The organism is Litorilinea aerophila (assembly GCF_006569185.2).
GTDB lineage: Bacteria > Chloroflexota > Anaerolineae > Caldilineales > Caldilineaceae > Litorilinea > Litorilinea aerophila.
In genome coordinates, this window is the sequence record NZ_VIGC02000031.1 from 29,056 (window position 1) to 47,407 (window position 18,352).

The 18,352-nt window shown below is 67.7% G+C and carries 11 protein-coding genes; 7 read left to right on the forward strand and 4 right to left on the reverse strand.

Annotation, left to right across the window (positions count from 1 at the left end; genetic code table 11):
• The first annotated feature begins 16 nt into the window (after positions 1 to 16).
• From FKZ61_RS19390 to FKZ61_RS19400, 3 genes are all read left to right on the forward strand, one after another.
• Positions 17 to 1,249: an SH3 domain-containing protein gene (locus tag FKZ61_RS19390; protein WP_141611797.1), complete on the forward strand. Its 1,233-nt coding sequence runs from the start codon at positions 17 to 19 to the stop codon at positions 1,247 to 1,249.
• 40 nt (positions 1,250 to 1,289) lie between these two features.
• A complete protein-coding gene (locus FKZ61_RS19395) occupies positions 1,290 to 4,082 on the forward strand; it encodes a phospholipid carrier-dependent glycosyltransferase (RefSeq protein ID WP_170200033.1) in 2,793 nt (930 codons plus the stop codon).
• Positions 4,083 to 4,563: 481 nt separating this feature from the next.
• Positions 4,564 to 5,046: a hypothetical protein gene (locus FKZ61_RS19400; RefSeq protein WP_141611799.1), complete on the forward strand. Its 483-nt coding sequence runs from the start codon at positions 4,564 to 4,566 to the stop codon at positions 5,044 to 5,046.
• 166 nt (positions 5,047 to 5,212) lie between these two features.
• On the opposite strand, the gene FKZ61_RS19405 is transcribed toward FKZ61_RS19400, so the two are convergent.
• Together FKZ61_RS19405 and FKZ61_RS19410 are read right to left on the reverse strand one after the other, a co-directional pair.
• Positions 5,213 to 6,310 (reverse strand): NAD-dependent epimerase/dehydratase family protein, encoded by a 1,098-nt coding sequence (locus tag FKZ61_RS19405; protein WP_141611800.1) that lies wholly within the window; start codon positions 6,308 to 6,310, stop codon positions 5,213 to 5,215.
• Complete coding sequence (locus tag FKZ61_RS19410) at positions 6,307 to 6,927, reverse strand: NUDIX hydrolase (RefSeq protein WP_170200035.1); 621 nt, start codon at positions 6,925 to 6,927, stop codon at positions 6,307 to 6,309. Before FKZ61_RS19410 ends, FKZ61_RS19405 begins: the two co-directional genes overlap by 4 nt.
• A gap of 292 nt (positions 6,928 to 7,219) precedes the next feature.
• Between FKZ61_RS19410 and sucC the strand changes: the two genes are divergently transcribed.
• The 3 genes from sucC to FKZ61_RS19430 all read left to right on the forward strand — a co-directional run bounded on the left by sucC (position 7,220) and on the right by FKZ61_RS19430 (position 13,728).
• Positions 7,220 to 8,362 carry an ADP-forming succinate--CoA ligase subunit beta gene (sucC, locus tag FKZ61_RS19415; protein WP_141611802.1) on the forward strand — a complete coding sequence of 381 codons (1,143 nt, stop codon included), beginning with the start codon at positions 7,220 to 7,222 and terminating at the stop codon, positions 8,360 to 8,362.
• A complete protein-coding gene (sucD, locus tag FKZ61_RS19420; protein WP_141611803.1) occupies positions 8,359 to 9,234 on the forward strand; it encodes a succinate--CoA ligase subunit alpha in 876 nt (291 codons plus the stop codon). The genes sucC and sucD overlap by 4 nt, the downstream gene beginning before the upstream one ends.
• A 153-nt stretch (positions 9,235 to 9,387) precedes the next feature.
• Positions 9,388 to 13,728, forward strand: coding sequence for a tetratricopeptide repeat protein (locus tag FKZ61_RS19430; protein ID WP_141611804.1), 4,341 nt, complete (start codon positions 9,388 to 9,390; stop codon positions 13,726 to 13,728).
• Here FKZ61_RS19430 and FKZ61_RS19435 read toward each other — a convergent pair.
• Both FKZ61_RS19435 and FKZ61_RS19440 read right to left on the reverse strand, forming a co-directional pair.
• Positions 13,718 to 16,969: a DNRLRE domain-containing protein gene (locus FKZ61_RS19435; protein WP_170200037.1), complete on the reverse strand. Its 3,252-nt coding sequence runs from the start codon at positions 16,967 to 16,969 to the stop codon at positions 13,718 to 13,720. The two genes, FKZ61_RS19430 and FKZ61_RS19435, sit on opposite strands and share 11 nt — an antisense overlap.
• Positions 16,970 to 17,030: 61 nt before the next feature.
• The gene (locus tag FKZ61_RS19440; RefSeq protein ID WP_141611806.1) at positions 17,031 to 17,774 is read right to left on the reverse strand and encodes a Crp/Fnr family transcriptional regulator; all 744 of its coding nucleotides are present in this window, start codon (positions 17,772 to 17,774) and stop codon (positions 17,031 to 17,033) included.
• Positions 17,775 to 17,969: 195 nt separating this feature from the next.
• On the opposite strand from FKZ61_RS19440, the gene FKZ61_RS19445 reads away from it, so the two are divergent.
• Positions 17,970 to 18,335: a DUF3307 domain-containing protein gene (locus FKZ61_RS19445; RefSeq protein WP_141611807.1), complete on the forward strand. Its 366-nt coding sequence runs from the start codon at positions 17,970 to 17,972 to the stop codon at positions 18,333 to 18,335.
• The last annotated feature ends 17 nt before the right edge of the window (positions 18,336 to 18,352 follow it).

Genomic DNA, 18,352 nt, shown 5'->3' on the forward strand with positions numbered 1-18,352 from the left:
GCGGTACAATCGACAAGTGCCCTGTCAATCCCTTTCGCCTGACCCTGCCCCCTGGGGCCGGCGGCCTCTTGGCCAGCCGCGCCTCCTGGCCCTGCTGGCGGCGGGGCTCCTGGCCATGCTCCTGAGCGGCTGCGGGCTCTTCGGCCGGCCGTCCGAGGCCGCGGGCGAACCCTTCCTGATCCGCACACCCTATCCCACCTTCACCCCCACCACGGCCCTGCAGCCGGAGACGGCGGCATCGGCCGCCAGCCTGGCCAGCGATTCAGGCCAGGCCCAGGCGCCCACCCCACCGCCCCCCCAGGTCCGGGCCGTGGTCAACACGGCCCTGGTCAACGCCCGCACCGGCCCCGGCACCGACTTCGCCGTGGTGGACATGGTGGAGCAGGGGCAGGAGTTGGAGGTGGTAGGCAAGAACCCGGCCGGCACCTGGTGGCAGGTCTGCTGTGTGGACGGCCAGACGGCCTGGATCATCGGCGAGTACGTGGATCTCGCCGGGCCCACCGACGCGGTCCCGGTCACCAGCGGCCCCAACGCCGCAGCGCCCCTGGCCCAGGCAGCCCCCCAGCAACCCATCGCGGTGGTTAACACGCCCCTGGTCAACGTCCGCAGCGGCCCCGGCACCGAGTTCCAGGTGATCACCATGGTGGAGCGGGGCCAGGAATTCGACATCGTGGGCAAGAACCCGGCCGGCACCTGGTGGCAGATCTGCTGTGTGGATGGCCAGACGGCCTGGATCATCGGCGAATATGTGGATACCGATGGCCCGGTGGACGGGGTGCCTGTGACCAGTGGCCCCGGCGCCTCGGCGCCCCCGCCCGCCAGCGCCGAGGCCGTCCCCCCGCCGGTGACGCCCACCAGCAGCCAGTCCTTGCCCGCCGGCAGCTACACCTTCGACCTGGTAGCCCAGGAACAGTTCCCGGAATCGGAGATGGTGCGGGTCTACCTCTACGTCTACGCGGAAAATAACAGCGCCCTGGCCGGCTACAGCCTCCAGGTCCTCAAGGATGGCGCGGCCCTGCCGGTGGAGGAGAAGTCCTTCGGCGGCCAGCCAGGTTTCACCTGGCCCTTCCAGGATGCCCGCCAGCGCTTCCAGAACATGAAGGTGGAATTCCCCGGCGTGGCCCCGGCCGGCACCTGGCAGGTGCAGCTGGTGGATGGCCAGGGCGTGGCCGTGGGGCCTGCAGCCACCTTTGTGCTGAGCGCCGACGACCCACGCCAGGAGCTCTACGTCCGCTATCAGCGCCGATGATATGAACCCTCGCCCGTCTGTCCCTGGAGCCAGCGGCCGGATGGGGCTGCTGCTGGCCGTGTTGCTGGCAGGGCTGGCCCTGCGCCTGCTCCGGCTGGAGTGGCAGCCCCTCTGGTGGGATGAAGGCTACAGCGCCTACTTCGCCACCGAGCCCCTGGGCCGGATGCTCTGGCTGACGGCCCGGGACATCCACCCGCCCCTGTACTATGGGCTGCTCCACGGCTGGATCCTGGCCCTGGCCCCCCACGGGAGCCCCCTGGGGGCAGCCGTGCTGCGCACCTTCTCGGTGCTGGCCGGCTTCCTGGCCCTACCGGCCATGATCTGGTTGGCCGCCACCTTCTTCCCGGGTCGCCGCCGGGTGCCCCTGTTGGCGGTTCTGCTCCTGGCCGTGAACCCCATGCACCTCTACTACAGCCAGGAGATCCGGATGTACGGCCTGGCCATGGTGCTGGGCATGGTGAGCACCGGCTGCCTCTGGCACGGCCTGCGAAGCGCCAGGCATGGCCGCCCGGACTGGCGCCCCCTGTTGGGCTATGTGGTGAGCAGCGCCCTGGCCCTCTACACCCTCTACTATATGGGACTGTTGGTGGCCGCCCAACTGGCCTGGGCCCTCTGGCACCTGCGGGAAGAGCCCCGGCGCTGGCGGCCCTGGCTGCTGGCCGGCCTGGCCGTGGGGCTCCTCTACCTGCCCTGGCTGTTGTATGCCGTGCCCAACCTCCTGGGCTACGTCCAGGACAAGGTCCAGGCTGACCAGGACCGCCCCCTGGACCTGTTCAGCTACACGGTGCGCCACCTGCGGGCTTTTCTGGCCGGCCATGTGGCCGCCCCGGATCGGCTGCGGAACCTCCTCATGACTGCCGGTGGCGTGGGCCTGATCCCCTTGATTGTGGCTACACGAAGTAGCAGCACGTCCACCCAGCGCCCCCCAGCGGAGGCCGACGCCCGCCAGGCCCTCTGGGCCTTCCTGCTGGTGCCCGCGGGCCTGGCCTTCCTGCTCAACCTGCGCCTCCCCTTCTTCCCCCAGGGCGGGGAACGCCTGCTCCTCTTTGCCCTCCCCTATTTCCTGCTCCTCCTGGCCCATGGGCTGGACCGGGGACTGGAGCGCTCCCGGCTGGCCACCGTGGCCCTGGCCTGCCTCCTGGTGGGCGCCGGAGCCGGTGTCTGGACTTTCCTGAGCGTGCCCCGTTACAGCGAAGAGGACTACCGCCCCATCGTGGCCCAGATCACCCAACAGGCCCGCCCCGAGGATACGGTCCTGGCCATCTTCCCCTGGCAGGTGGGCTACTGGCGGGTCTACGCACCTCGCCAGCCCGACGGTTCCCTTGTCCCGCCCCAGCCCGCGCCTTTGGGCCAGGAAGCCCTGCGCTGGGGACCGGCCATGGCCACGGCCATCGACCAGGCCCTGGAACGGGGGACGGTCTGGTTCCCGGCGCCCCTGGCCTTCGGCAGCACCCTGCCCGGCGAGATCGAGACGTACCTTCAGGAGAAGGCCATCAATGTGGTCAACCGTTGGTTCAGCGCCACCACCCGCCTGAGTGCCTGGGCCCAGGTGCCCACGCCGGAAGCCCAGGCCCACCCCGCGGCGTTGGGCCCCGTGACCCTGCTGGCGGCGGGGTTCGCACCGGGGGAGGTCGCCAGCGCCAACCAGCCGGTGGCCGTGACCTTCCAGTGGCGTCGCCCGGCGACGGGCACCTACCATGTGGCCCTGCGCCTGCAGGACAGCCAGGGGTACGTGTGGGCCGGGCGGGATTACGAGCCCCTGGGCCTTTTCGCCGCGCCAGACCCGGCAGATCGGGGAGACCAGCTGACGGAGCAGGTTGGCTTTTTGATCCCGGCCGGCCTGCCCCCCGGCCCCTACACCCTGGCGGTGGGTGTGGGGGATGGCGACGGGAGCCGCCTTTTCCCGGTGGACGATGCCACCGGAGCCCTGCAGGATCTGGTGCCCCTGGGCCAGATCCTGGTGGTGCTGCCCCCGTCGCCCCCGGCCCCTGTCCGCCTCCCCATCCAGTTCCCCCTGGAGACGCCGACTGTCCTCCAGGGAGTGACGGTGCTGGGTGGCGCCACCCTGCCGCCCGACCAGGCCGCTCTGGCCGGCGATGAGCTACCCGTGCGGATCTTCGTCGGTTTCGAGGAATCGGCTGCGGACAGCTTGCAAGTTCACCTGCACCTGCTGAATCGAGACGGCCATGCGGTGGCCAGCTGGGAGGGCTGGCCCCTGGTCCATCACCCGCCAGACAGTTGGCCGCCGGGCGCGCTGGCCCAGTTGCCCATCTCCTTTTTCCTGCCCGCGGATTTAGAGCCAGGCCGCTATCGCCTGGCCGTCGGTCTGGCAGACCAGGCCACCGACCAGGCCACGCCACCGGCCGTCCTGACCGCCGTTGGAGTGACGCGACGTCCGGCCCAGTTCGAGGCACCCTCGCCTCCCCACCGGCTGGACCCGCCCATCCAGTTCGGCACCCATGCCCGGCTGCTAGGCTACGGCCTCTCCCCCCAGGAGAACGCCCTGGAACTGACCCTGTACTGGGAGGTCCTACAGCCTCTGCTGCCGCCCCACCACATCTTCGTACATGTGGACACAGCCGCAGGGGAAACCATCGCCCAGGCGGATGGTCCACCGGAGACGTCCGCCGGCCCGGCGCCCAGCGGAAGCTGGCTTCCCGGCGAATACCTGGCCACCACCCACCTCATCCCGCTGCCTGATGGAGAAGGCGCGGAGAGTCCCGCCCAGATCCGGGTGGGCCTCTATCGCCCCGGGGACAACGTGCGGCTGCCCGCATCCCGGGGCGGAGAGCCCGTGGGAGATGCAGCCGTCCTGGTGTGGCCCCGGCCATAGGAGCGCGAGGTCGTCTGCAGGCGCAACGACAGCGGACGGGCACGGGGACCCACCCCTACGGAAACGGGCACCCCGTCGTAAACGCCGCTCGTAGCGGCGCTGCCGTCGCCGTCACTTCACCCACCGGGACACGGCACCATCGGGCGGACATGGGAGCCCGCCCCCTACCGGCCATCGCCGTCTCATCGTAGGCGCCGCTCGCAGCGGCGCATCTGTCGCTGTGCCTTCACCCGCCGGGACTGGGTACCATCGGGCGGGCACGGCGGCCCGCCCCTACGGAGGCGGCGACAGGAGCGGACATGGGGGAGCCCGGACGCCTGGCGCCGGGCTGCAACCTTTCCACCCCTCCACCGTAGTGATACAATGCAATCGGCAGATGGCAGCGATTGCACGTCTGTCAATTGCACATCTGTCATGGCAGCGATTGCACATCTGTCAATGGAGTCCAATCTGCAATTTGTTGGATGCCAGGAGGGATCCGATGGAAGAGAAAGAAATGGGCACCCAGGCGGAGGCCGGTGCCCAGGAGGAACAAGCCCGGCAGGAGAGTCACCAGGAGCGGATCAGCGGCCAGGAACTCATCCAGGAGCTGGATCGCCTGGGCCACAAGGTGGCGGAAGTGGTGGAAATCGCCTGGAACAGCGAGCAGCGTAAGCACATCCAGGAGGATCTGCGTCGGGGGCTCTCGGCCCTGGTGGCCAACCTGGAACAAGGACTCCAGGAGGTCAGCCAGAAGCCCCAGACCCGGGAGATCCTGGAGAAGGCGGAGGATGTGGCCGAGTCGGTGGGCGAGAAGGTGCGCAGCAGCAAGGTGGCCCAGGAGCTAGCGGCCGGATTGGTCCAGGGGCTACGGGCCCTCAGCGAGCGCATGGACCGGCTGGCCGCAGAGCTGCAGGAAAAACAGCCCACCTCCCAGGGCGACGCCGAAACCGGCGAGCAGGAGATCCCCATCGACCGGGAGTGAGGGGGCGGGATTGCCGCCGGGTTCTATCACCGGTTTTCTTTCACTTTGATTTCACCGAAGCGATTTCGCCGAAGCGATTTCGCCAAAGCGGGCGCAAAGGAAGATCCCTTTTCTCCGATCTTCCCCTGCGCCCGCTGCACCGCTACAAATACAAAAATCCGCCCCCTCAGAAAAAGAGCTTGGCCAGGGCCAGGACGCCCTGCTTCCAGGGCACCCGGTGGGAGACGCCGCTCTTGCCCTGGAATTCGTGCAGGTGTTCGATATACCACTGGTAATTGCGGATGAGGGCCTCTTTGTTGGAATATTTGGGGCGGAAGCCCAGCACCCGCTCTGCCTTTTCGATGGAGACGTAGGAGTCCTCGGTGACCGTCTCGTACACCCACCGGTAGAGGGGGGAGAGGTGAAGTTTCTCCAGCAGCCGCAAGGTCCAGATGGCCGGCGCGGCGGGGATGGGGATGATACGCTTACCGTGGCCGGCGTAGTCTAACACGGCCTGGTAATCTTCCTTCAGGGTGGTGAATTCTTTGGCCCCGATGTTGAAGACATCGTTGACCTTCGCGCAATCCCCTGTGGCCACCAGGTAGATGGCCTCGCACAGGTCCTCCACATCCAGCAGCTGGTAACGGTTGTTGCCGCTCCCCAGGACGGGGAAATTTTTGCCCTCTCGGGCCCAGTCATACAGCAAGGCAAAGACCCCCAGCCGCTCCGGCCCCACGAAGGACTTGGGGCGGATGATGGGGATGCACATGCCCTTCTGGCGAAACTCCTGGCAGATCTCCTCGGCGATCACCTTGGCCTCGCCGTACGGACCGACCCCGTCCAGCGGATCGTCCTCGTAGAGGGGATGGTGGTCTGGGATGCCGTAGACCGCAGTGGAGGAGATGTGGACCACCCGCTCCACCTGGTGGTCCAGGGCAGCCTGCAACACGTTGCGCAGGCCGTCGATGTCAGTGGTGTAGATGTCTTCGGGGGAATAGAGGGGGAGGGCCGCCGCGGTGTGGACCACCACATCCACGCCAGCCATGGCCTGGTCCACAGCCTTGGGATCCCGGATATCCCCCACCAACGCCTGGATCTGATCCCGCTCTGGGTAGTCGAAGGGTGCGATGTCCAGGGAGACAATGCGGTGGCCCCGCTGCAACAGGTAGCGGATCAGGTTGATGCCCAAAAACCCGGAACCACCGGTGATCAGGAAGGTTTTGGTGTCAACGGGATTGGTGGCTGCCTGGTCGGCAGCCGTCGATGCAGTCGGTGTTGCGGTCATGGTGATGCTCCATCTATCTCAGCTTTCCAGCGGGCCAATAGCGTCCGGGTGGACTCAAAAGCCAGTTCCCCCGGCACCTCCGCCGGCGTAAACCAGCGGGCCTCGTCCGCGTCGTCGTCGCAGACCAGGGTCATCCCCACCGCCTGGGTCGGGACCGCCCGATATGCCAGGACGATGCCCCGGCTCCGGGCGCCTGGGCCGGCCATGGGGTAGATCCCCAACAGCTCCTGGATCTCCACGGCCAGCCCCACTTCCTCCTGCACTTCCCGGCGCAGGGCCTCCTGGGGCATCTCGCCGGCATCCATGAAGCCGCCGGGCAGGGCCCATTTGCCCCGGCCCGGATCCACGCCCCGGCGGATCAAGAGCACCTGCTTCCCCCGGGTGATCAGGGCGATCACAGCCACCTTGGGGTCCTGGAAGTAGATGAAGCCACAGGCCGGGCACTGGGGGCGGATGCGGCCGAAGAGTTCCCGCCGCACCAGCCGGGTGCCGCACAGGGGGCAGTAGCGGTATTCGGTTCCGCCCCCCTCTTCCGCCGCAGGGATCGGCTCAGATATCGACTCGGGGCGCTGAAGGGATTCGGACGCCTGTTCGCCCGCCGTTCTCTCGCTTGCCATGGGCAAGATTATACTGGCTTTTGGGACCAAAGGAGAAACCCGGCAGGCCCTGACCCGGCCCTTTGGCCCTGCCCGCTGTAGCAGGCCGGATGGGACGATGGAATTTGTCATATCCCAAATGCGAAGACTATAATGGCGACAGCGTCTTGTGCATGTTGCTACAGGGCCAGGACGCCCTGGACCACGGCCCGTACAGGTGCAGATGGGCCTACCGCCCGCCCACAGGCATGGCGGGGGACCTCCTGCCCCGTTCCACCGAATTTCACCCTCAGTTTGCCAAGGAGGATCGACGTTGAATCTACACGAGTATCAGTCGAAGCGCATTTTTGCCCGGTATGGCATCCCCATACCCAATGGCGAAGTGGCGACCACGCCCAGCGAAGCCCGGGACATCGCCGTGCGGCTGGGAGGCCCGGTGGTCATCAAGAGTCAGGTCCTGGTCGGCGGGCGGGGCAAGGCCGGTGGCATTAAGCTGGCCAAGGACCCCAACGAAGCCGAAGCCCGGGCCGACGAGATCCTGGGCATGAACATCAAAGGGCTGACCGTCAAAAAGGTTCTGGTCGATCAGGCGGCGGACATCGCCAGCGAAATTTACCTGGGCGCGGTGCTGGATCGGGCCCGGCGCCGGGTGGTCCTGATGGCCAGCAGCGAAGGCGGCGTGGAGATCGAGGAAGTGGCCCGGGAGACGCCGGAGAAGATCATCACCGTGGCCGTCCACCCCTTCCTGGGCCTGCGGGATCACCAGGCCCGCATCCTGGCCGACGGCATCGGCCTGCCCAAACAACACATTCGCCAGTTCACAGCCATCGCCCAGGGTCTCTACAAGGCCTACGTGGACTGCGACGCCAGCCTGGCCGAGATCAACCCCCTGGTGATCACCGGCGACAACAAACTGCTGGCCCTGGACGGCAAGATGGTCCTGGACGACAGCGCGCTCTTCCGCCACCCGGACCTGGCCGAGCTGCGGGATCCGGACGAGGAGGACCCTTCCGAGCAGGAAGCCCGGCGCTATGGCCTGAGCTACATTCACCTGGACGGCGAGATCGGCTGCATGGTCAACGGCGCGGGCCTGGCCATGGCCACCATGGACATCGTCAAATTCTACGGGGGCGAGCCCGCCAACTTCCTGGATGTGGGCGGCGGTGCCCAGGCGGACAAGGTGGCCGCGGCCCTGCGCATCATCCTGTCGGACAAGCGGGTGAAGGCCGTCCTCATCAACATCTTCGGCGGCATCACCCGCTGTGACGAGGTGGCCCGGGGCGTCCTGGAGGCCATCGAAAGCCTCAACGTCACGGTGCCCTTTGTGGTCCGCCTGGTGGGCACCAACGAAGAAGAGGGGCGCCGCATCCTGGCCGAAGCCAACCTCATCACCGCCACCAGCCTGGCCGACGCCGCCCAAAAGGCCGTGGCCGCCGCGAAAGGAGAGTCCGCATGAGCATCTTAGTCGGCAAAGAGACGCGCCTGCTGGTCCAGGGCATCACCGGCCGGGAGGGCGCTTTCCACACCCAGCAGATGATCGAGTACGGCACCAACGTGGTGGCCGGTGTCACCCCCGGCAAGGGGGGCGAATGGGCCGTGGGCAACACGCCCGTCTTCGACACGGTGCAGGAAGCCGTGGCCGCCACCGGCGCCAACACCAGCATCATCTACGTCCCGGCCCGCTTCGCGCCCGACGCCATCTACGAAGCCGCGGACGCCGGTATCGAGCTGGTCATCTGCATCACCGAGGGCATTCCGGCCCTGGACATGGTCCAGGTGCGGGCCTACCTGGATACCACCAACACCCGCCTCATCGGCCCCAACTGCCCCGGCCTGATCACCCCCGGCGAGGCCAAGGTGGGCATCATGCCCGGCCACATCCACACCCCCGGCACCGTGGGCATCGTCAGTCGCTCCGGCACCCTGACCTACGAGGTGGTCTACGCCCTCACCGCCCGGGGCATCGGCCAGAGCACGGCCGTGGGCATCGGCGGCGATCCCATCATCGGCACCACCTTCCTGGATGTGCTGCAGATGTTCGAGGATGACCCGGGCACAGAACAGGTAGTGCTCATCGGCGAGATCGGCGGCACCGACGAACAGCGGGCAGCCGAGTTCATCGCCAACCACATGACCAAGCCGGTGACCGCCTTCATCGCCGGTCAGACAGCTCCCCCCGGCCGGCGCATGGGCCACGCCGGCGCCATCATCTCCGGCGGCGAGGGTACCGCGGCGGAAAAGATGGCCGCCCTCCAGGCCGCCGGCGCTCGGGTAGCTCGCCACCCCGACGAGATCGCCAGCATTGTGGCGGAGAACATCAGCCAGTAAGACCGAGAGGCGTCTATTCGCCCAGGAAGCAGAAGGTACGTAGGGCGTGGTGCGTAGACTGAGACACGCGCCACGCCCTACGCACTACGTTAAGGCCGCTTGTCCGGTATGGAAGCCGGACCTGCGGAATGATATGCGAATGGGTAGCCCATTGTGACCACAGCTTCCCTGTGGCGCGAGGTGCTGGCCTACCTCCCCGCCGACCGCCGACGTGTCCTGGCCAGGGGCGAAACCATACCGGCCCGGGCAGTGGGTGCGGTGCTCTTTGTGGACATCTCCGGCTTCACACCGCTCACCAACGCCCTGGTAGCCCACTTCGGCCCCCAACGGGGTGCTGAGGAAACCACGCGCCACCTGAACACCGTCTACAATGAGCTCATCGGCCAGATCCATCGCCACGGCGGCAGCATCATCGGCTTCTCCGGCGACGGCATGACCTGCTGGTTTCCCGCACCTCAGGAAAAGCCAGGGAAAGCGCCAACGGAAGCGCTGGCAGTGGCGGTGAACCAGGCCCTGGCCGCGGCCGCCCGGCTCCAGGAAGCCATGGCCGCCTTCGCCAGGCTCACCGTGGCCGAAGGCGTCACCGTCCACCTGGCCGTCAAAGCCGTCATCAGCGCAGGGCAGGTGTTGCGCCAGGTGGTAGGGGACCCCGCCCTCCAGCTGCTGGATGTGGTGGCCGGCTCCCCGGTGGATCGGGTGGGCGTGGGCGAACGGCTGGCCCGCTCCGGCGAGGTGTTACTGGATGCCCAGATCCTCCCCCTGGTCGGCGATGGGCTCCAGGTGGTGGACTGGCGCCACGGCCAGGACAAGGACGCCCCTTTCGCCGTGGTACGGCCCGACGCCATCCCCGCCGGCATCGTCGCCCCTCTGAACGACACGACGCCTGATCCGCTTCCCCTGCCCCAATCCCGGCTCCGGCCCTGGCTTCTGCCGGAGGTCTACGCCCGGCTCCAGGCCGGGCAGGAGCGTTTTCTGGCTGAGCTGCGGCCAGCCGTGGCCCTGTTCGTGCGCTTCGGCGGCCTGGACTTCGACCAGGATGAGGCGGCCGGTGCCAAGCTGGACGCCTACGTGCGCTGGGTGCAGCAGGTGCTGGCCCGCTACGAAGGAGCCCTCATCCAGCTCACCACCGGCGACAAGGGGAGCTACCTCTACGCAGCCTTCGGAGCACCCCGGGCCCACGACGACGATCCCCGTCGGGCCGCGGCCGCGGCCCTGGACCTGATCCAGCCGCCCCCCCAGCTCCTCTTCCGGCCCACCGTTCAGATTGGGCTGGCCCGGGGAACCATGCGGGTAGGCCCTTACGGCAGCGACAGCCGCCAGGCGTATGGCGTCCAGGGGCCAGCAGCCAACCTGGCTGCCCGCCTGATGATGCATGCCCGGCCCGGCCAGATCCTGCTGGATGAGGCCATGGCGGCCGCGGTGGCCCCCCTCTTTCAGGCGGAATCCCTGGGCGAGCTCCCCCTCAAAGGCAACGCCCGGCCGGTGCCCGTCTTCGAACTCACCGGCTCGCGCCAGGCCACGGGCGCCCTCTGGGCGCGCCGCTACGACGCCTTCTTCGGCCATCGCCTGGTGGGCCGGGAGGAGGAAATGGCCACCCTGCTGGCCCTCCTCCAGCAGGTGACGTCCACCGAACCGCCCGGCCGGGGACAGCTTCTGCAGGTGGTAGGCAGCGCGGGCGTGGGCAAGAGCCACCTGGTGGCAGCCCTGGCCCAGGAAGCAACCCGCCGGGGCCTGTGGGTCGCCATCGGCGCCTGCCAGAGCACCGGCCGGGACATCGCCTACTACGCGGCCCGTCAGGTGGCCCGGGAGCTGCTGGGGCTGACCGATCCCCAGGCTGATGAAGCCACTCAGATCGCCCGCCTGGAGGCGTCCCTTGCCACCTTGAACCCCGACTGGCAGGTGCGCATTCCCCTCCTGGGCGATCTGTTGGGCCTGGCCATCCCCGACAACCCGACCACCGCGGCCTTCGATCCCCGCATGCGCCAGGAGGCCCTGACCAGCCTGGCGGTGGAGATCGTGTTGACGGCAGCCCGGCAACAGCCCCTCATGCTCCTCTTCGAAGATGCCCACTGGATGGATGAAGCCACCCAACAGCTGGTGCTGGCCGTGGCCCGGGCTGCCGTCCACGCACCGGTCTTCCTGGTGCTGGTGGAACGCCCCCGGAGCGACAGTCAGGATCCCTTTGCCGCTGAGCTGGCCCAGGTGCCCGGCCGCCACCAGCTCCACCTGCGGGAGCTGTCGGACGCGGGCCTGGCCGAGCTGGTGCAGGACCGGCTGGCCGGTCCCGTCGCGCCCCTGGCCTTGAACCTGATCCAGCTCCATGCCCAGGGCAACCCCTTCTTCGCCGAGGAGCTGGTGGATGCCCTGCGGGAGGCCGGGCAACTCGTCCTCGCCGAGGGGACCTGGACCCTGGCCCCGGCTGCGGTGGAGGCCCTGCGCCAGGCAGGTTGCCTGAACCGCCAGGGCGACCAGTTGACCGTGGGCGGCGAGTCCTCCCTCAGCGCGGTGGCCCTGGGCGTCCCTGAATCCATCCACGAGATCGTGCTGGCCCGCCTGGACCGCCTGCCGGAACCGGTCAAGCTCACCCTGAAGGTGGCCAGCGTCATCGGCCGGGTCTTCGAGGTGGGGCTCCTGGCCGACGCCCACCCCCTGGCCGTGGCAGGCAAGGCCCTCCGCGGGCATCTGGCGGTGATGGAGCGCCGGGATTTCGCCCGCCTGGGTCACGGGCGCAGTGAGGCCGACGGGGAAGCCATCTACCTCTTCAAGCACAACATCACCCAGGAGGTGGTCTATCGGACCCTGCTGGCCAGCCAGCAGCAGGAACTCCACCTGGCGGTGGCCCAGGCCCTGGAAGTGCGACAGCCCGACGCAGTAGAGCGGCTGGCCTTCCACTACCGCCACGCCGACCTGGGTCGCCCTCCGGTGCGGGAGAAGGCCCTCCACTACCTGGCCGCCGCCGCCCACCTGGCCAAACGGGAATATGCCAATGAAACCGCGCTGGGCTATTACAACCGGGCCCTGGCCCTGGAGGTGCGGCCCGAATGGCTGGCCGCCAAGGCGGAGATCCTGCACATTTTGGGGCGACGGAACGAAGAGGAGGCCACCCTCCAACAACTGAGCCGGATCACAGAGGCCGGCTCCCCGGCCAACGCGCCCGCGTCCCAGCTGCTGTGGGCCCGCTATCACGAGGCCATGAGCGACTACCGGGCAGCCCGGGCCGCGGTGGAGCGAGCCCTGGCCGGCTTTCGCCAGGCCAGGGAGCGACGGGGAGAGCTGCGCTGCATCCTTCAACTGGCCCAGATCGCGGGCAAGGAGGGAGACTACCCGGAGGAAGCCGCCCACTACCGCTGGGTCCTGGCCCAGATCGCAGGCCAGGAAGCGCACCGGGGGGAAGAGGCCGGGGCCCGCTATGGCCTGGGGCTGGTCTATCGCCAGCGGGGAGAGTACGACGCGGCGAACCGGGAGTTCCACCGGGCCCTTTCCCTGGCTCGAGCCCTGGGCGACCGGGAACGGGAGGCCCGGATCCTGACGGCCCTGGGCTTCGTGGCCCTGCGCCAGCGGCACTTCGCCCAGGCGGCCACCTACCACCGGGAGGCCCTGACCCTCCGCCGCCAGATCGGCGACCGGGCAGGCGAAGGGGCCAGCCTGCTCAGCCTGGCCCAGGTCATCCTGCACAGCAACGGCGACTTCAGCGAGGCCGAACAGAACCTGCGCCAGGCCCTGACCATCCAGCAGGCCATTGCCAACCGCTGGAGCCAGGCCATCGTCTTCAACGAGCTGGGCATCCTCTACTACCTGGTGGGGCGCTACGGCCAGGCCATGGCCTGCCTGGAGGATGGCCGACAGCTGGCCCAGGCCATCGGCGCAGAGGCCCTGGAGGCGTATCTGGTGTGCAACATGGGGCAGGTGGAGCGGGAGCAGGGCCTGGCCCAACCGGGAGACACTGACCCGTTCGCGCGGTCCGTGGCCTACCTCACGGAGAGCCTGGCCCTGGCCCAAAACCTGGGGGACAAGCAGCTGGAGACCCTCTGCCTCAGCGAGCTGGCCCTCACCCACAGCGCAGCCGGCCGGGTAGACGATGCCATCCGCTGCGCTGAATCCTCCCTGGCCAAGTTCCGGGAGATGGATCTCCACGTCTCTACCACCGGGGACCTGGCAACCCTGGCCGCCTGCCACCTGGCCCGGGGCCAGACAGCGGTGGCCCTGGACCATGCCCGCCAGGCGCTGGCCATCCTGGAGGAATGTCAGGGCGTCGGGCCGGACTTTCCCCACCGGGACTACCTGGTCTGTGGCCAGGTGTTGGCCGCCGCGGGACAGAATGACGACGCCGAGCAGGCCTACCGGGCGGCCTACCGCCTCCTCTCCAGCCGCGCCCAGGCCATCTCCGACCCGGCCATGCGCCGGGATTTTCTCTACCAGGTCTCCTTCAACCGGGCCATCATGGCCGAGGCCCAGCGGCGAGGCTGGGCCTCGGGATTCGGTGTTAGCGGCTGACGAAGGGCAGGTAGACTCGTCCGAAGTCGGGGTCGACCACCAGCAGGACGTAGATCCCGGGGCCTTGCCCCCGGGCTGTGGCCACGGCCTGGCCGGTGGTGGGCTCCGGCGTCACTGTGGTCTCCAGGGGTTGCCACGCCTGGCCGTTCCAGAAGTGGATGGCCACCTCTTCCCCGGCCGGAGCCTGGAGGGCCGCCCCGGCCATGCCGTTGGTGCCCGGCGGCGTGTAGCGGATGTGGACCGTGCCTGCGCCAATGAGGGAGGCCGGATAGGCCACCAGGCCGTAGGGCGCGCCGGCCAGCACGGTGTTGGCCGGCAGCGGGTAGGTGTTCAGGTAGCGCACCACCGAGACGAACTCGCCGTAGACCAGCTCCACGGTGGCGTCCGGGTAGAATTCAAAGACGCCGTCCGCCGAATAGACGGGCGCCTTTTCGCCGAAGCTGGCCGGGCCGGGGACTGTGCCGCCGCCGATGCCAAAGTCGATGAAGGCCACCCGGGCCGGGTTGATCTCGGTGTCCGTCTCATCCACCCAGACCTGGATGTAGGCCGCGGGAGTCACTTCAGGCAGGGTGACCGTGGCCGTGTGAATGTCGCCGGCGCTCAGGTCTGCCCCGGTGGAGCCGGGCTTGCCCTCGGGGTAGAGGCGGAGTTTCAGGTCCAGGCCGGCGGCCAGGGGCTGGGTGACGGTGATCTGCCAGGTGGTGCTGGTGACCGGGTGGGGCTCGATGATGGGCGCCCAGGTGGTGTCCCGCTCCATCCACAGCTCGTTGTCGCCGATCTGGATCTCCTCGCAGCCGTACTGGTAGCGCTGGGCCACAGGCACGTCGTTCTGGTTGATGTCCACCACACAGAGGCGGTCGTTCTCCTGGGGCCCCACCAGGGTGATCTGGGTCGAGCCCTGGGGCGGCGCCCCCTGGTCCAGCACCCGGTCGTCCCGGATAATCAGGGCCCGGGCCTCCCGGGAGGCGGTCTCTCCGTTCTGGTAGAGCAGGTTGAAGGTGGGGTCGAGCAGAGGTGTGCCGGGGCTGGCCGGGGGCTGCACCGACAGCCGGGTCAGGGGGACCGGCGGCGTCAACTGGGCGGCGCTGATGACCGGCGGGGTGCGCAGCCAGGGATACCAGAGCTGGATGGTGGCCCACTCGTGGCGGGGGAGGACCCGGTGGGCGTAGGTGTCGCTGCAGTTGTCGACCCAGTGCACCGGATCGGCCACGAAGGCCCAGTTCTTTTCCTCGTAGACCCAGCCCATGGCGCTGCCGGTGCAGCTATCCACCTCCACCACGTGGCCTTCGTCGTCCAGGCCGAAGTAGGTGTCGAAGAGGTAGAAGAAGTAGTGGCCGAACTCATGGGCCAGGGCCAGGGCCCGGTCATCGGCCAGGGTGGACGGGTCCACGGGCGCGCCGTTGAGCACGATGGGCTGGCCCGGCGGCGTGTTGAAGCGGTTCCAGTGGCTGCCCAGGTGAATCTGGCCGGGATAGTAGGTCAGGTCGCTGTAGACCGGGTCAGTGACCGGCGCGAGGACCATCCCCCCCGGGTCCGCCTCTGGGCGCAGCCTGTTGTTGGCCCAGTTGCGCACATCCGCCGTCTCCCACTGGGCCAGATTCTGGTAGATGATCACCTGGCCCAGGGCGGCCTGGCCGTCGGTGAAGGCGTAGAGATAGTCCGATGCCTTGGCCAGATCGACCAGCAGGGCGTCCTCTTCCGCCGGGGTCAGGTTCCACTCGGTGGAGACCACCAGGTCGAAGAGCATGAGGGGCTGATCGGCCGTGGCCACCAGGGTCATCTCGCCGGGGATGGTGGCGTTGAACGCGGCGTAGTCCACTGTTTGGGTGACGCCACTGGTGTAGTAGACGGTGTAGGCCTGGGTGGCGGTCATGGGCACCAGGGCCCAGAGGGCATCGCCGTTGAAGATCTGGTCCCGCTCCTGGACATAGCCCAGGGCGTCCACGTTGAAGGGCCGGCCATCCGCCACCCGGAAGACCTGGGTGCCGGGGCCCGCGGGGGTGCAGGCCGTGGCCGAATCCAGGCAGACGCGGATGGGGCAGGGCGGGCTCTCCAGGAGGGTCTCCACCCAGGTCTCGGGGAAGCGAGGGCCGATCTCCGAGGGCCAGCCGTAGGTGCCGCCGTTTTCCGTGACGGCCTCGTGGAAGACGGCCAGGCCGAAGGGCGTTCCACAGCGCGCGGTGAGCAGATCCAGGGGGATGCGGAATTCGGCGCTGTCGGGCAGGGTGCGGGGTTCACCCACCCGGGCCACGGCCTCCCAGCCGTCGATGGACTCGGGGACATAGGTCTGCACCGAATCCCCGGTGCCCACGTAGCTGCTGGTTTCTCCGTCCTGGACCCGTATCCGCAGGGAGATGTCGTCGGACTCGGCGTATTTCTCTTTCTCGTTGTCCCGGTCCAGGTACACTGCAAAGGAGCGTTCCGGATCGGTGACGGCGATGCCCTCCACGCAGATGTAGAGGTCCGTGGCATCCTGCAGGAGGTAGAGGTCGCTGACGGCGCCTTCGTGGTCCACGTAGCGGTAGTGGGCCCCACCCGCGTATTCGCCCTGGCCGGTACTGTCACAGAGGCCATCCAGATCCAGCCGGGCATTGGCCTGGATGGGGATGTCGACGGCAGTGGCCGGGGGCGTGTAGTCGATGATGAGTTCGGGCGGGCGGCTTCCCTCCCGGCTGCTGAAGGTGATGCCGGCGCCGGCGAAGGAATACCCCCGCACCTGGAGTCCGTCGTTGTAGTGGGCGGAGGGCTGGTGGACCCAACGGGCCACCAGATCCGTGACATCCACGCTGAACCAGCCAGTCTGGGTGGGCGGCGGTACGTTGGGATAGACGTTCACGGCCTGGGGTCGAGTGCCCCAGGTCACCGACGCTTCATCCCAAAAACCCAGCAGTTGATCGATCTGAAGGCTGGGCTGCGTGTTGGTCAGATCGGTGACGTAGAGGCGCAGGGTGGCCCGGTCGATGATGGTACCGGGGGGCAGGCTATTGAGGTCGAAATACAACAGCGACTGGGCATGGATGACGGCCGTGGAGTTGAGCTCATAGACCAGCAGACTCTCCTCCGCGCCGTAGTTGGTGCCGGGATTGGCGGAATGGACAAAGGTATCCCGGCTGGGGGTCAGGGTGACAGTCTCGGTGGTCGCCATGTCCGCGGCCTGGGCGCCCGTCCATCCCAGGGCGGCCGCCAACACGCTGCAGAAAAGGATGAATGCGCGGCAGGAATTCCACGAATATCGATTCACGAGCCCTCTCCTCATGTTTGCAGAACGGGTTTGCAGAACGGGTGAAGCTTTACGCCAAACCTCACCAATCCACGTCGCTCAGGTTGGCTTCCGTTCGGCTGTTGCGTTCCATCTCTACCCGGGGCAGGTCCAGGATGGTGATGACGCCCCGATCAAATTCCAACAGGCCCCGCCGGCGCCAGTCGTTGAGGATCCGGTTGACCCACTCCCGCCGGGCCCCCACCATGGATGCCAGGTCCGACTGGGTCAGGGCCAGGTCCAGTTCGTAACGCTTGCCGGGAACCAGGGCCCGGCCGTAGCGTTCGTTGTACAGGAGCAAGATATGGAGCAGGCGGCCCGCCGCGTCGAACTGGGCGATGGATTCGGCGAAGGAGGCGGTCCAGCGCAGCTTCTGGGAGAGCAGCTGCGCCAGCGCGACGGCCAGGTTGGGCATGGCCCGCACATGCTCCATGAAACGCTCCTGGGACATGGTGAGCAGGGCCACCGGGCTGATGGCCTTGGCCGTGGCCGAACGGGGCTGCTGATCGATGGCTGCCAGTTCCCCGATGATGTCGTAGGTCGAAAAGATATCGATGGATGTCTCCGCGCCGGACGGGCTGATCTTGAAGATGCGTACTTTGCCCTTCAGCACCACATAGATTTCCTGGCTCTCATCGCCCTGGCGGAAGATGATTTCGTCCTTGTCGTAGGTGCGCACATGAAAATCATCCACCAGGCGGAGCAAGTCCTTTTCGCCCAGGGTGTGAAAAAGGGGGATCTGCTTCAGAATGTCGAGACGCCTTTGCAACGGATCTGGGGCGCTCATGAACGGCTCCTCCCGTGACTGTAGCGGCTTTGGGGCCGTGGTGCTGTGTCGGGGAACACAGGCCAATCGTGAAACCTGGCACAGCCCGATGGTGCGCCAGCAAATGGCCACACAACCACAACCTGTGTTATGGTAGATTATCTGTGATTTTCCGGAGCTGTGCAACCGCGTGGCCGTCCCCCAAATAACTGACCCATGAACATCTTCAGCTGGCTACTGGTGGGCCACCTGGTCGGAGACTGGTTTCTGCAAAACGACTGGATGGCCCAGAGCAAGAGCACCCGCATCCTGAACCCGGCCATCCTGGTGCACTGCACCATCTACACCCTGGCCATCGTCGCGGCCATCGGCCTGGCCCGCCGCAGCGACGCCAGCCTGCAGGAGCCCGACCTGTGGGTCATCGCTGTCACCTTCCTGTCCCACTGGTTCATCGACGCAGTCCACCTGGCCGAACGGTGGGGGCGACTGCTCCGCCAGAGTGATCGGACCTTCGTCCGCATCATGGCCGACCAGACCCTGCACGTGGTGGTCCTGGTGGTGCTGGCAGAATGGCTGCGCTGAGAAATGGCTGCGCTGAG